This window comes from Allobrachymonas chironomi DSM 19884 (assembly GCF_000374625.1).
Lineage (GTDB): Bacteria > Pseudomonadota > Gammaproteobacteria > Burkholderiales > Burkholderiaceae_C > Brachymonas > Brachymonas chironomi.
The window spans coordinates 60,447-72,526 of record NZ_KB894774.1; the positions used below are offsets into that span (position 1 = coordinate 60,447).

The 12,080-nt window shown below is 60.1% G+C and carries 14 protein-coding genes and 2 tRNA genes; 14 read left to right on the forward strand and 2 right to left on the reverse strand.

The window, feature by feature from the left end:
• Positions 1–307 precede the first annotated feature (307 nt).
• Positions 308–1,405: an FUSC family protein gene (locus tag C513_RS0110235; protein ID WP_018715920.1), complete on the forward strand. Its 1,098-nt coding sequence runs from the start codon at positions 308–310 to the stop codon at positions 1,403–1,405.
• 12 nt (positions 1,406–1,417) lie between these two features.
• Here C513_RS0110235 and C513_RS0110240 read toward each other — a convergent pair whose 3' ends face one another.
• On the reverse strand, positions 1,418–2,890 hold the full coding sequence (locus tag C513_RS0110240; RefSeq protein WP_018715921.1) for an RNB domain-containing ribonuclease: 1,473 nt from the start codon (positions 2,888–2,890) through the stop codon (positions 1,418–1,420).
• A 19-nt stretch (positions 2,891–2,909) separates the two neighbouring features.
• Complete coding sequence (locus tag C513_RS0110245) at positions 2,910–3,800, reverse strand: CoA transferase (RefSeq protein ID WP_018715922.1); 891 nt, start codon at positions 3,798–3,800, stop codon at positions 2,910–2,912.
• Between the two features lie 151 nt (positions 3,801–3,951).
• Here C513_RS0110245 and C513_RS0110250 point away from each other — a divergent pair.
• The 13 genes from C513_RS0110250 to C513_RS0110305 form a co-directional block, all read left to right on the forward strand.
• Positions 3,952–4,028, forward strand: a tRNA-Pro gene (locus tag C513_RS0110250).
• A gap of 81 nt (positions 4,029–4,109) precedes the next feature.
• Positions 4,110–4,186 (forward strand) — tRNA-Arg (locus C513_RS0110255).
• 171 nt (positions 4,187–4,357) lie between these two features.
• On the forward strand, positions 4,358–5,593 hold the full coding sequence (locus tag C513_RS0110260) for a tyrosine-type recombinase/integrase (RefSeq protein WP_026320752.1): 1,236 nt from the start codon (positions 4,358–4,360) through the stop codon (positions 5,591–5,593).
• Between the two features lie 88 nt (positions 5,594–5,681).
• A complete protein-coding gene (locus C513_RS0110265) occupies positions 5,682–6,347 on the forward strand; it encodes a hypothetical protein (RefSeq protein ID WP_018715924.1) in 666 nt (221 codons plus the stop codon).
• An 86-nt stretch (positions 6,348–6,433) separates the two neighbouring features.
• The gene (locus tag C513_RS13240; protein ID WP_018715925.1) at positions 6,434–6,676 is read left to right on the forward strand and encodes a helix-turn-helix transcriptional regulator; all 243 of its coding nucleotides are present in this window, start codon (positions 6,434–6,436) and stop codon (positions 6,674–6,676) included.
• On the forward strand, positions 6,676–7,287 hold the full coding sequence (locus C513_RS13945; protein WP_018715926.1) for a Rha family transcriptional regulator: 612 nt from the start codon (positions 6,676–6,678) through the stop codon (positions 7,285–7,287). The genes C513_RS13240 and C513_RS13945 overlap by 1 nt, the downstream gene beginning before the upstream one ends.
• Positions 7,288–7,920, forward strand: a complete 633-nt coding sequence (locus C513_RS14170; protein WP_211215739.1) for a hypothetical protein — start codon at positions 7,288–7,290, stop codon at positions 7,918–7,920. It begins immediately after the preceding gene.
• Positions 7,921–8,115: 195 nt separating this feature from the next.
• Positions 8,116–9,312: a phage major capsid protein gene (locus C513_RS0110280; protein WP_018715927.1), complete on the forward strand. Its 1,197-nt coding sequence runs from the start codon at positions 8,116–8,118 to the stop codon at positions 9,310–9,312.
• A gap of 3 nt (positions 9,313–9,315) precedes the next feature.
• The gene (locus C513_RS0110285; protein WP_018715928.1) at positions 9,316–9,831 is read left to right on the forward strand and encodes an HK97 family phage prohead protease; all 516 of its coding nucleotides are present in this window, start codon (positions 9,316–9,318) and stop codon (positions 9,829–9,831) included.
• Positions 9,828–10,985, forward strand: a complete 1,158-nt coding sequence (locus C513_RS0110290) for a phage portal protein (protein WP_018715929.1) — start codon at positions 9,828–9,830, stop codon at positions 10,983–10,985. Before C513_RS0110285 ends, C513_RS0110290 begins: the two co-directional genes overlap by 4 nt.
• A complete protein-coding gene (locus C513_RS13245) occupies positions 10,982–11,347 on the forward strand; it encodes an HNH endonuclease (protein WP_018715930.1) in 366 nt (121 codons plus the stop codon). The genes C513_RS0110290 and C513_RS13245 overlap by 4 nt, the downstream gene beginning before the upstream one ends.
• Before the next feature lie 32 nt (positions 11,348–11,379).
• Positions 11,380–11,787 (forward strand): hypothetical protein, encoded by a 408-nt coding sequence (locus C513_RS0110300; protein WP_018715931.1) that lies wholly within the window; start codon positions 11,380–11,382, stop codon positions 11,785–11,787.
• Positions 11,784–12,080: terminase large subunit domain-containing protein (locus C513_RS0110305; RefSeq protein WP_026320753.1), on the forward strand; the 297-nt coding region annotated here is incomplete at its 3' end. The genes C513_RS0110300 and C513_RS0110305, both read left to right, overlap by 4 nt.

Sequence of the window (12,080 nt, forward strand, 5' to 3'; positions counted from 1 at the left end):
GATTTCCAGTGCAGGAAAACACTTGCCATATGAAGAGCAACCCCAAGACACCCATTGCCTGGCTGCAGGCGGCGTGTTCGGGGTTGACATTGGCAAGAGGGAAGGGCGAACATTTGGAGTACAGTCCTTGCGATGGGTGGGCCGGTTGGGGGGCTTGTTTCCCCTCGGTGGGCCGAGCTCGGAGGTGCTGCTGTCGCGCTTGCCGTGTCGAATCCCTACATTATACAAAAAATACTGGAAAATATCAAGCAGAAAGCCCCAAAAAGGCTGACAATGCCGTCTTTCTATGGTAAGCAAACCGCACAAAATGACCTTGTTGCAGCAGTTTTCGGAACGCATTCGCACCGAATGGTTCCACCTGACGGATTTCAAGCACAGTGACCGCCCCTGGCAGTTGCCGTTTGCCGCGGCCCTGTCCAGCGGCCTGCCGCTGGCGGTGGGTGCCTGGTTCGATCACATGCAGTACGGTGTGCTGTCCTCGCTTGGCGGGCTGGTGTTCCTGTACATCGCCAATCTGCCGCTGGCACAGCGCATGGTGGCACTGATGGTATGTGCCTTCGGCATGGCGGCCAGTTTCGGTCTGGCGCAAATGGGCAGCGCCTTGCACCCGTTGGCAACACCGGTGGTGCTGACCTTCCTGACGCTGCTGGTGGGCATGGTGGCGCGCTTCTACCGGTTGCCGCCGCCCGGAAGCTTCTTCTTCATCATGGTGGCCTCCATCGGGGCCTATCTGCCGTCAGATGTCGAGCTGATTCCGCTGCGTGTCGGGCTGGTGTTCATGGGCAGCATGGTGGCGGTGCTGGTGGCTTTCGTCTACAGCCTGTGGATGATGCCGCGCCTGCCTGCGCCAGAGCCTGCCCCGGCTCCGCAATACGATTTCCAGTATGTCGTCTATGACTCGGTGCTGATTGCCGTGTTCGTCGGGCTGGCGCTGGTGGTGGCCGAGCTGATGGGGTTGCGCTCGGCCTACTGGGCGCCAGTGAGCTGCATTGTCATCATGCAGAACGTGACCATGCGCGCGGTCTGGAACAAGCAGGTGCACCGCATCCTGGGCACGGCTGCCGGCATGGTGTTCACCTGGGTGTTGCTGATGCTGCCGATGAATGCCTGGACCCTGTGCCTGACGCTGACGGCGCTGAGCTTTGTCATCGAGAGCCTGGTGGTGCGGCACTACGGCCTGGCGGTGATCTTCATCACGCCCCTGACCATCATGCTGGCCGAAGCCGGAGCCAACATGCAGCTGCCGCCGGAACTGATCATTCAGGCGCGCCTGATCGATATCGTGGTGGGCAGCGTGATCGGCATGGTAGGCGGGATTTTCCTGCACAACCTGAGCATGCGCAGCTGGATCAGCCGATACGTGTTCCGCCGGCCGATGCCGCCTTCACAGCTGCATCAGGCCTGAGCGGCTGCGGCTTCAGCTGAGCAGTTCGAAGTCGATGTGGCCACGCTCCACATCGGTCGCCAGCAGCTTCACGCGTACGCGCTTGCCGACGTGTACCGAGTCGCCACGGCGCACATGGAGCTTGCCTTCGGCGGGCGGCAGGAAAATGCGCACCCAGTTGTTGCCCTTGGAGACGCCGGTGATGATGCCGTCGAATTCCTTGCCGATATGGGCTTCCAGGATCAGGGCAGCTTCGGACTTGTGGATCTGGCGTTCCACCTTGTTGGCGGCATCTTCCTGGCGCGTGCAGTGTTCGGCCAAGCGCGCCAGCTCGTCATCGGAGTAGGGCGCTGCCTGATCCTTCAGGGCCGCCTTGAGCAGGCGCGCCGTGACCAGGTCCGGAAAGCGGCGGTTCGGTGCGGTGGAGTGCGAATAGTCGCGCACCGCCAGGCCGAAGTGGCCGGTGCTGTTGCCGCCTGGTGTTTCCAGAGCGTACTCGCCGGCACCCATCAGCTTGATGATGGTCAGTGACAGATCCGGAAAACGGTCCGGGTCGCGCCGGCGCTGCTGTGCCAGAAAGGCTTCCAGCGCCGGTCCGTCAGGCTCCGGCGGCAGCTCGGTGCCGAGACGGGCAGCCTCGGTGACGATGCGTTGCCAGCGTTCCGGTGAGCGCACCACGCGACGCAGCGAACTGCGGCCCTGCTGTGCCAGAAAGCGCGCGGCGACGCCATTGGTGGCAATCATGAACTCCTGGATCAGTTGGCGCGCACGGTTCTGTTCCTGCTCGGTAATCTTGACCAGCTTGCCGTCCTGGAACACCGCCTTGGGCTGGAAGGTCTGGAATTCGAGCGCACCGTTGTCGATGCGGCGTGCGCGCAGCTGCTGCGCGACGGCATCCTGCGTGCGCAACTGTGCATCCATGCCAGACACGGCTGCAGCCGCCTCGGGCAGCGGACCCTTGCCGACGATCCAGTCACTCACCGCGTCGTAGGCCAGCTGGGCGTGGTTGTGCACCCAGGCGCGATAGACGGTGGCGCTGGCCAGCGTGCCATCGGGCTGGAACACCATGTCGGTCACCATGGCCAGCCGGTCTTCCTGCGGATTCAGGGAGGTCAGCCCGGTGGAGAGCTTTTCGGGCAGCATCGGAAAGATGATGGCCGAGGTATAGACCGAGGTGGTGTTGTGGGCGGCATGCTGGTCCACCGGCGTGCCCTGGCGTACCAGGGCATCGACGTCGGCAATGCCGACCAGGATGCGCACCGCGCCATCGGGCAAGGATTCACTGACTGTGATCTGGTCCAGGTCACGCGAGTCATCGTTGTCTATGGAGCACCAGAGCAGGTCGCGCAGATCACGCACTTCGCCACCGTGCGGTTCGCCGGGGTGCTCCATGGCGGCCGTTTGTTCCTCGGCGGCAGAGGAGAAATCCGGCCACAGGCCGCGTTCGCGCATGGCGGTTTCGGCCAGTTCAATCAGTTCCTGTTGTTGGCTGTAGCTGGGGGTCATGCAGGGCTCCGGTTCGGACTCAGGCGGGCAGGGTTTCGAGTGGCAGATCGTGCTGGCGTGCCAGTTCGCCCAGTTCGGCGCGTGTCTTGCCGGCCAGCCACTGGCCAATGATATGCCCGGTTTCCGGGCGCAGCATCAGGCCGGGATCGGAGGCGTCCAGTCCGCCAATCAGCTGGCACAGGCGCTGGTAGAACACCGGCTCCAGGGCCGCCAGTGCCACGCGACCATCCTGGCAGGCATAGACGCGATAGCCGACGTGCTGGCCCCCCAGCGGGGTGTCGGCTCCGAGCATGGCATAGCGGGTACGCGGAATCGCCAGAAAGGAAACTGCCTGGCTCAGGCCGACTTCGCGCAGCGTGCCGCAACCGTGCTCCTGGCGGTGCAGGCAGCAGCCGAGCACGGCTTCGGTTGCCATCAGCGCACCGGACATGTCGGCAAACAGGGTGGGCGGCATGTGCAGGCCGTTGACCAGATCGTTCTGCGCCTGGTAGGTCAGGTCATGTCCGGCTTCATCGGGATCGTCCAGATTGCCATAGATGGCAACCAGCGAAAGCTGCGGATGGCGCGCATGCAGGGTGTTCCAGTCCACGCCAAGTTTCAGCATGGCGCTCTTGCGGAAGGAGGTCAGCAGCACATCGGTACGGGCGAGCTCTTCGTGCAGCAGGGCCTGGCCTTCAGCGGTCTTGAGATTGGCCTGCAGGATGCGGATGCCCTGGTGCAGATCCTCGTAGCCCTGCGGCGTATAGGCCAGCATCGGGTCGCTGCTGCGCTGGCCGGGGGCGGCCAGTGGTTCCAGCTTGCTGCAGACGGCGCCCAGGTCGGCGCATCGTTGCAGCGCTGCCGGGCCGGGAAGATTCAGCGCCAGGCTGAGAATGCGGATGCCGTCGAGCGGGCGAAAGCTGGGGGCCATGGGCAAGTCTCCTGTAGTTGTTGCGATTCCGGGATCGTTCATGCCACTATAGCGGCAGCCGGCTGCCCGTCCGGTGCGGCTTGCGCATCTTGCAGAAATAAGCCGTGGCGGTCCTGCAATCATCCGGCAGACCCGCTATAATCAACCGTTTCGGAGCATAGCGCAGTCTGGTAGCGCATCTGGTTTGGGACCAGAGGGTCGGGAGTTCGAATCTCTCTGCTCCGACCATATATCCAGGGATTGGCATCGCGCCGATCCTTTTTTTGTACCTGCGCGCCAGCGTCTGCCCGGTACAATCGCCAGCCATGACTGCCCGTAGCTCAACTGGATAGAGCAGCTGCCTTCTAAGCAGCAGGTCGGGGGTTCGAGTCCCTCCGGGCAGGCCATTTTAGGCAATCTTAGCCGTCAAGTTTCGATCACAAGCACGGAAAATCAAAGGGTTAGGGGTTTTGGTGTTGTTCCTGATCGATCATGGCGGACATGATTGGTCTTGATTTTTAGGACTTTTGGGGGAACAATCTGGGGGAACAGAGAAACGCAAAAGGAGTCGTTCCCCCATGCTCACCGAAGCCGCATGCAAGCGGGCCACTTGTCCCCCTGAGAAGAACCGAGAACGCTATACGGACGCGCAAGGCGTCTATCTGGAGGTGTCCCGCACTGGCTCCAAGCGATGGTTCTGGAAGTATCGCTATGACGGCAAGGAAAAGCGCCTGGCACTGGGTGGCTATCCAGAAGTCACCGTGCGCGATGCCCGCAGTCTTGCCGAGGATGCCCGCCGCCTGCTGCGTGCTGGCAGTGATCCTGCTGTCAAGCGACTGGCCGAACGGCTCACCAACAAGCTGCAATCTGAAAACACGTTCGAGACAGTCGCCCGCGAATTCCATCTGACCAAGGCCAAGGGTTGGAGTCAGAAGTACGCTGCCCGCTGGATTGAGCGCATGGAAAAGGACATGTTTCCGCATATCGGAGGCTTGCCGCTGCGCGACGTGACCGCGCCTATCCTGCATCAGACGTTGCTTAAGGTGCAAAAGCGTGGCGCCATCGAAACCGCCCATTCTCTACGCCAGTATTCCGGGCAGGTGTTCCGCTACGGCATCATCACGGGCCGCTGTACCAGCAATCCGGCACCTGATCTGCACGGTGCATTGGAGCCGGTGCGCGTCAAGCACATGGCCGCCATCGTGGACGAAAAGCCGCTGACCGATCTGCTCCGCGCCATCGATGTCTACCCACATCAGCCGACCACGAAAGCCGCGCTGCAACTGTCTGCCTTGCTATTTCAGCGTCCTGGCAACATCAGGATGATGGAGTGGGCAGAAATTGACTTTGATGCTGCCATGTGGACGATCCCCGCCGCCAAGATGAAGCGCACGCTGCACGGCAAGGAAAATGGTCGCCCGCACTTCGTTCCTCTACCCCGGCAAGCCATCGAGGTGTTGGAGGAAGTCAAGCCATTCACGGGTGACGGCAAGTATGTGTTCCCGTCCCTACACTCCCGCATCAGGCCCATGTCGGAAAACACGGTAAACACTGCTCTGCGCCGCATGGGATTCAGCGGCAAGGAAGCGACTGCACACGGGTTCAGGGCGACGGCACGGACGCTGCTGGTGGAGAAACTGAACGCCAATCCTGACGTGATCGAGGCACAGTTAGCGCACGGAAAGAGTGGGGTACTGGGTGCTGCCTATGACCGTACCGAGTACATGGAGCAGCGCCGCAAGCTGATGCAGCTATGGGCCGATCATCTCGACAGACTGCGCGAGGGTGCAAAGATCATCCCGTTGAGGGCATAACAGTTTCGCCGGTCCTAGGCTGATCACCGAAACCCCGTTACCCCTGACGGGCTGGACTGGCATCTTTTCAGGGTGCGAGGGGGATGCTATGGATGAGAAGAGGCTCAATCAACTACTGTCCGACTGTGATAACTGGCTTGTAATTCCAGAGTTTCATGTTAATCCTGTTGATGTTATGTTTGAAGGGTTTGCGTTTCCGATTTATCGCCACGATAAGCATGGATGGGAAGATCAAATAAGTGAGATCGTTAAGGAAATTAGAAATCACGCTAGAATCCTATACAAAACTCAAGCTTCCCTAAGGTATGACTACGCAAGCCTGTTGGAAAAATCTAGTGAATGGGATGATTTTGGTAATGGGGCAGAAAACGCCACTCCAAATGAGAGATTCGCCTTCTGGTACATGTATTTTTTTGATCTGCTGGACTCGCTTTACAGACTAGATAAACGCAAGCGAACTGAGCGAGAGCACTTGCTTGTAACAATAACAGGCACAGCCATGAGGCTGGCAAAAATCAGCGAAGAGGACAAAGGTCGAGTTAGGTCCGAAACTGCCCGAAAAGGCGCAGAGGAGACCAACAAGAGGCACGCAGATAACCAAGAATTCGTGTTCAAGTGGCTAGATGCCAACTACCAGATGGGAATGAAGCACAAGGAAATGGCGGTTACTATGGTGCCGCTACTCGACGGCGAACGAGAGTACGAAACCATCCTGAAGGACATCACGGAGTGGAAGAAAAAACGCAAGCGCTAGCGGATGCGCGCAAGAGCTAGCGCGTGACTGGTTCCGATAATCCCTAATCGGCACCATTGGCACCATGTTCATTCATGGAGGCCAATATGCAAGCCGATACCACTACGACCGAAAAGAAGCCCCGCCAGTCGGTCAAATCCCTGTATATCCCCGAAGCCTTGCTGATCATGGCCGTGGTCAAGGAATTGACCGGCCTGTCAGAGCCGACTATTCGCCGCCGCGTGAAAGCGGGCACGTTCCCGGCTCCGGTTCGTCTGAGCGCACGCTGTATTCGCTGGAAGGCGGAGACGCTGCAAAACTGGCTGAAGGCGCAACAGGAGGTGCAGTAATGAACCTGCCCGTTATCGTCAAGAAAGGCGAAGCCAGGATTGATTCGCGTCTGCTGGCTCCGGTGACCGGCAACCAGCACAAGAACATCATTGGTCTGATCGAGCGCTATGCAGACCAATTCCATGCGTTCGGGGTTGTTCCGTTTCAAACGGAGAAACCTACCGGCAAGAAGGGGGGCAGGCCGCAGCGCTTTGCCCTGCTGAACGAAGATCAATGCTATCTGCTGCTGACCTTCGCCCGCAATACTGCCGCCGTGGTGGCAATGAAGGTTCAACTGGTGCAGGCCTTCAAGGAAGCCCGCAAGGCTGCTGAGCTGCATCAAGAGTACCTGCCGACCTATCACGCCATGCACGACCAGTTGACCCGACTGCATGACGGCACCGAGAAAGACCGCCTGCTGCACATGAACATCAACAAGCTGGTGAACAAGGCCGCGCATGTCGAGGCTGGCCAGCGTGGCAAGGCTCCGATTCCGCAGCAGGCCATGATGATTGCCGTGCAGCACATCGCCAGCGAAGCCATGGAAGGCGCTGCTGACAAGCAGCAAGCGTATGCCAAGGCCAAGGAAGCATTGGCCCCGTTCCTGCCGCGCAAGCTGCTGGAGGGCTAAATGGCACGCGGCAAGAGCAAGTACAACACTGGCCGCGATCCCGGCGGCTTCATTGCATTGCCATGGTCAGTGCTGGACAGTGCCGCGTATCAGGGCCTGAGCCATCCGGCCAAAGCGCTGCTGCTGGAGATCGCCCGTCAGTATGTCCGAGACAACAATGGCCGCTTGCTGTGCAGCATGAACTACCTGAGGCCGCGAGGCTGGAACAGCAAGGACGTGTTGACGCGAGCCAAACGTGAACTGCTGGAAGCTGGCCTGATTTTCGAGACGTGCAAGGGGGCCAGACCCAACAAGGCAAGTTGGTACGCCGTCACCTGGTACGTCTTGGACAAGCATTCCGGTTATGACCCGGAAGCTGCCGACTTCAGGCGTGGCGCATACCGCGATTCAAAAAAATCCCTTAGACCGTCTCCCGGACCAGAAGGCCGCCCTATAGGACCGTCTCCCGGACCAGAGGGCCACGCTACTGGACCGTCTCCCGGTCCTATCAAGGCAGTTTTGACCACTTCGTCTGGACCGTCTCCCGGACACCATCTAGATATACCATCTCCCACCAATTTAAATGGCAAGGGACTGACAAGGGAGAAAACAAGGGAGAAAACAGCGAGCGCCCCATGGATGACGCGACAGTGACGGATGACGACGCGTGACCGACGCGTGGCCTAACCGTTAAACAACTGTCCCGGCCTATCTGGTTCCAATCCTGCGGAATCCCGTGGCCCACTTCGGTGGGCTTTTTCACGTCTGACGCACTATTGCAACTGAGTTGCGTTTATGGTAGAGATTGCTTAAAATTTAAGCACCCTTAACTTCTTTGCAAAGAAAACCATGAAACTGAACGATTTGCGCGAAAGCCGCGCTGCCCTGGTGGCAGAAATGCGTACCCTGGCCGACAAGGCCGAGATGACCGCCGACGACACTGCCCGTTTTGACACCCTGAAGGCCAAAGTACAAAAGCTGGAGACTCAAGAGGAACGCGCCCTGTATCTGCAAGATGCCGAGCGCCGCGCCCTGGGTACGGACAAGCACGAACAGAAGCTGGCCGGTGGCGTGTCCATCATCGAGGCGATCAATGCCCAAGTGGAATCCCGCGCCCTGACTGGTGCCACGGCTGAGTATTCGGCAGAGGTCGAGCGCCGCACAGGCAAACGTGGTGTTCACCTGCCGCTGTCCGCATTCGAGAGCCGCGCCGCGCAGACCACTACGACCGCTGAAGGCATCGTGCCCGAGGACTTCCGACAGGATTTGTTTGTGGGGCCGCTGCGCAACAGCCGTCTGGTGCAGGGTCTGGGTGCCACGGTGCTGACCGGCCTGCGCGGTGATGTGGTGATCCCGCGCCACAAGACTGGCATGTCTGCCGCTTGGATCGCTGAAGGTGATGCCCTGACCGATACCGGCATGACGTTCGACACCATCGGTCTGAAGCCGCGCCACATCGGTGCGCTCACCGAGCTGAGCCGCCAACTGCTGCAACAGTCAAGCCCGAGTATCGAAGCCCTGGTGCGCAACGACCTGGGCGAAGTCATGGCCTGTTCGTTTGACCTGGCACTGCTGGAGGGTGGCGGCCTCAAGGAGCCGCTGGGCATCCTGGAGACGACCGGCATCCAGACCGGCACGCTGGCGACCCTGTCCTGGTCTGCCGTGCAAGAGATGCTGGAAAGGCTGGCGATCAAGAACATCACGCCGAATGCCTGGATTACCGAGCCGCAGAGCGCCACGAAGCTGCGCACGACGCTGAAAGCGGCTTCTGCCGGTTCCAGCTACCTGATGGAAGGCGGCCGCATGGCTGACCTGCCGGTGGCGATCACGAACCAGATGAAGCTGAGCGGTGCGACCGGGCAAGTCCTGCTGGGTGACTTCCGCCAACTGCTGATTGGCGTGTGGGACTCCGTGCAGATTCTGGCGAACCCGTATGCAGAAGGCCCGTACAGCCGTGGTGCCGTGCAGGTTCGCGCCCTGATGACGGCTGATGCGGTGGTGCGCCGTCCTGAAGCCTTCGTGCTGGCTTCTGACCTGGTGGTGTAAGCCATGGCCGCGCCGAACATCGAACACCGAATGGCGACTGGCCTGCAAGCCAGTGGCCGCACGTTGACCGGCTATGCCGCCGTGTTCAACGCTGATACCCGTGTGGGTGACTTCATCGAGCGCATTGCACCCGGTGCCTTCATCCGTTCGCTGGAGAGTGGCCGCGATGTTCTGGCGCTGGCTGACCATGATCCAAAGACCGTGCTGGGTCGCACATCGTCCGGCACGCTGGCGCTGTCGGAAGATTCGCACGGCCTGGCCTTCACGCTGACGCTGCCGGACACCACTGCCGGACGTGATCTTGCTGCCCTGGCAGCGCGTGGCGATCTGGGTGGCATGTCCTTCGGTTTCGTTCCGGCAGATGAGGTATGGACAGGCGACACCCGCGAGCTGCGCGAGGTGGAATTGCACGAAGTCACCGTGGTGCAGTCCTGGCCCGCCTATCCGCAAACATCGGTAGCCCTGCGCATGAAGCAGGCCCGTACACCTGCCCGCATGTGGCTGGAGACGTGTAAATGATGAACCGCATCAAGTCCCTGCTGGGCATCGAGCAACGGAACTTTGACCCGTACTGGTCTGACTTCCTTGCCAAGCGAACAGGTACCGTGACAGTAGATGCTGCGCAGTCCCTTGCCGCGTGCTATGCGGCTGTGTCCGTGATCTCGGAGGCGGTGGGTTCCCTGCCGCTGCATCTGTACAAGCGCGACGGTGACGAGCGCGAGCGTGCCGACTCGCATCCCTTGTACGCGGTGCTGCATCACGCGCCGAATGAGTACCAGAGTGCGCAGGAATTCATCGAGTGGCTGACGGCATCCATGCTGCTGCACGGCAACGGCTATGCACGCATCACCCGAGGGCATGACGGTCAGGTCAGAAGTCTGTTCCCGCTGGCCCCGGAGCGCGTGAACATCAAGCGCCATGGCGATGTGATTGCCGGGTACGAGTACATCAATCTTGACGGCAGGAGCGAGAAGCTATTGCCTGATGAGGTGTTTCATCTGCGCCATCGTGCTGGCGGTGACCCGCTGGTGGGCTTGTCCCCGATTGCCGCAGCGCGTGGCGTGTTCGAGCTGGCGCTGTCCGAACAGGAGCACGGTCAATCCAGTTTCGACAACGGTACCCGCTTGTCCGGTACGCTGAATGTCCCCGGTGTCCTCAAGCCCGAGCAGCGCGAAGCACTGAAAGCATCCTGGCAGGCGCAATATGCCGGTGCAGCGAATGCTGGCCGTGTTCCTGTTCTGGAGGCCGGTACGAAATTCAAGCACATGACCATGACGCTGGAAGATGCCGAGTGGATTGCAGCGCGTCAATTCAGCGTGCAGGAGGTGGCCCGCGTGTTCAAGGTGCCGCCCGTCCTGATCGGTGATTTGAGCCATGCGAACTTCAGCAACAGCGTGGAGATGAACCGCTGGTTTGTCGTGCACAGCTTGCAACGCCACATGAGCGCATGGGAGGGGGCTATCAGCCGCCAACTGTTGAGCAGTGCAGGCCGGCGCATCTATTTCCCGGAATTCACTGCAGAAGGCCTGCTGCGCGGTGATGCCGCCAACCGTGCCAACTTCTATGAGAAGGCCATCAATTCCGGATGGATGACGATTGCCGAGGTTCGCAAGCTGGAGAACCTGCCCGCGATCAAGTCCGACCTGTTCAAGCCGATGGAGCCGCCGAAATGAGACTGTTTGCACCCAAGACGCTCAAACAACGCCAACTGGAGACAGGCCGCACGCTGGCGCTGAACGGCAAGGCGTGGAGGAAGCTGCGCGAAGCTGTCCTGGCGCGTGATCCGCTGTGCTGCTGTGGCTGTGGTGCGCCGAGCACGGACGTTGACCATGTGGACGGTGATCCGACCAACAACAGCATGGACAACCTGATGGGCCTGGCGCACGAGTGTCACAGCATCAAGACTGCGACCGGCAAGCTGCCGACTGGATACGATGAAAGTGGTATTCCGCTGGGTGGCCCATGGGTGCAGATGATAGCGATTCTCAAGAAATCGCCAGCAACCGAGGCGAACGAACCGCACGGTACCCCTTGAATCAATGGAATCTGCTTAAAAAATAGGCAATCATGAAGTTAACACCTAAGCGTACCAGTTCGACCTGCGAAATAGCCCTGCAAGCGCACCAGAATGCTGCCAGTGCGCCTATCGAGCCGCCCGAGTATGTAGCCCTGCCCGAAGCCTGCAAACCGTTCTGGAAGGCCATTGTGACGAGCCGCCCGCGTGATACCTGGACAGATTCTGACCTGGTGCTGGCCGCGAATCTGGCGCGTGTCAATTTTGCCATTCAAGGGATGGAGGTCGGTTCTGATGAGCACGCGAAGCTGACGCGTCTGGCGATGGCGCTGGCCCGTTCGGTGGCCGTGCATCCGACGGCAACAGTAGGACGTGCTGCCGACATGGTGAACGCTGCCACTGCCGAGCGTGAAGCGCGTGCCGAGCAGGATGATGATCTGATCCCGATGGGTTTGCAATGACCCGCGCTGAGCGTGTGATTGCCTTCATCGAGCGCCATTGTGTGACCCCGGAGGGTGCGCATGTGGGCAAGCCGCTGCTGCTGGCCGATTTCCAGAAGGAGTTTATCCGTGCTGTCTATGACAACGAGCAAGGTACCCGCCGCGCTTATCTATCGATTGCCCGCAAAAACGGCAAGAGTGGCCTTATTGCTGGTCTGCTGCTGGCCCATCTGATTGGGCCGGAGGCGAAGCAAAACAGCCAGATCGTCAGTGGAGCCATGTCACGCGATCAAGCCGCCCTGGTGTTCAGCCTG

Bases quoted from the DNA above. Each gene is read 5' to 3' on its own strand.
- C513_RS0110280 (WP_018715927.1), top strand. From the start codon at position 8,116: ATGAAACTGAACGATTTGCGCGAAAGCCGCGCTGCCCTGGTGGCAGAA.
- C513_RS0110260 (WP_026320752.1), top strand. From the start codon at position 4,358: ATGCTCACCGAAGCCGCATGCAAGCGGGCCACTTGTCCCCCTGAGAAG.
- C513_RS0110285 (WP_018715928.1), top strand. From the start codon at position 9,316: ATGGCCGCGCCGAACATCGAACACCGAATGGCGACTGGCCTGCAAGCC.
- C513_RS0110245 (WP_018715922.1), bottom strand. From the start codon at position 3,800: ATGGCCCCCAGCTTTCGCCCGCTCGACGGCATCCGCATTCTCAGCCTG.
- C513_RS0110265 (WP_018715924.1), top strand. From the start codon at position 5,682: ATGGATGAGAAGAGGCTCAATCAACTACTGTCCGACTGTGATAACTGG.
- C513_RS0110235 (WP_018715920.1), top strand. From the start codon at position 308: ATGACCTTGTTGCAGCAGTTTTCGGAACGCATTCGCACCGAATGGTTC.
- C513_RS0110240 (WP_018715921.1), bottom strand. From the start codon at position 2,890: ATGACCCCCAGCTACAGCCAACAACAGGAACTGATTGAACTGGCCGAA.
- C513_RS0110300 (WP_018715931.1), top strand. From the start codon at position 11,380: ATGAAGTTAACACCTAAGCGTACCAGTTCGACCTGCGAAATAGCCCTG.
- C513_RS0110290 (WP_018715929.1), top strand. From the start codon at position 9,828: ATGATGAACCGCATCAAGTCCCTGCTGGGCATCGAGCAACGGAACTTT.
- C513_RS13240 (WP_018715925.1), top strand. From the start codon at position 6,434: ATGCAAGCCGATACCACTACGACCGAAAAGAAGCCCCGCCAGTCGGTC.
- C513_RS13945 (WP_018715926.1), top strand. From the start codon at position 6,676: ATGAACCTGCCCGTTATCGTCAAGAAAGGCGAAGCCAGGATTGATTCG.
- C513_RS13245 (WP_018715930.1), top strand. From the start codon at position 10,982: ATGAGACTGTTTGCACCCAAGACGCTCAAACAACGCCAACTGGAGACA.
- C513_RS14170 (WP_211215739.1), top strand. From the start codon at position 7,288: ATGGCACGCGGCAAGAGCAAGTACAACACTGGCCGCGATCCCGGCGGC.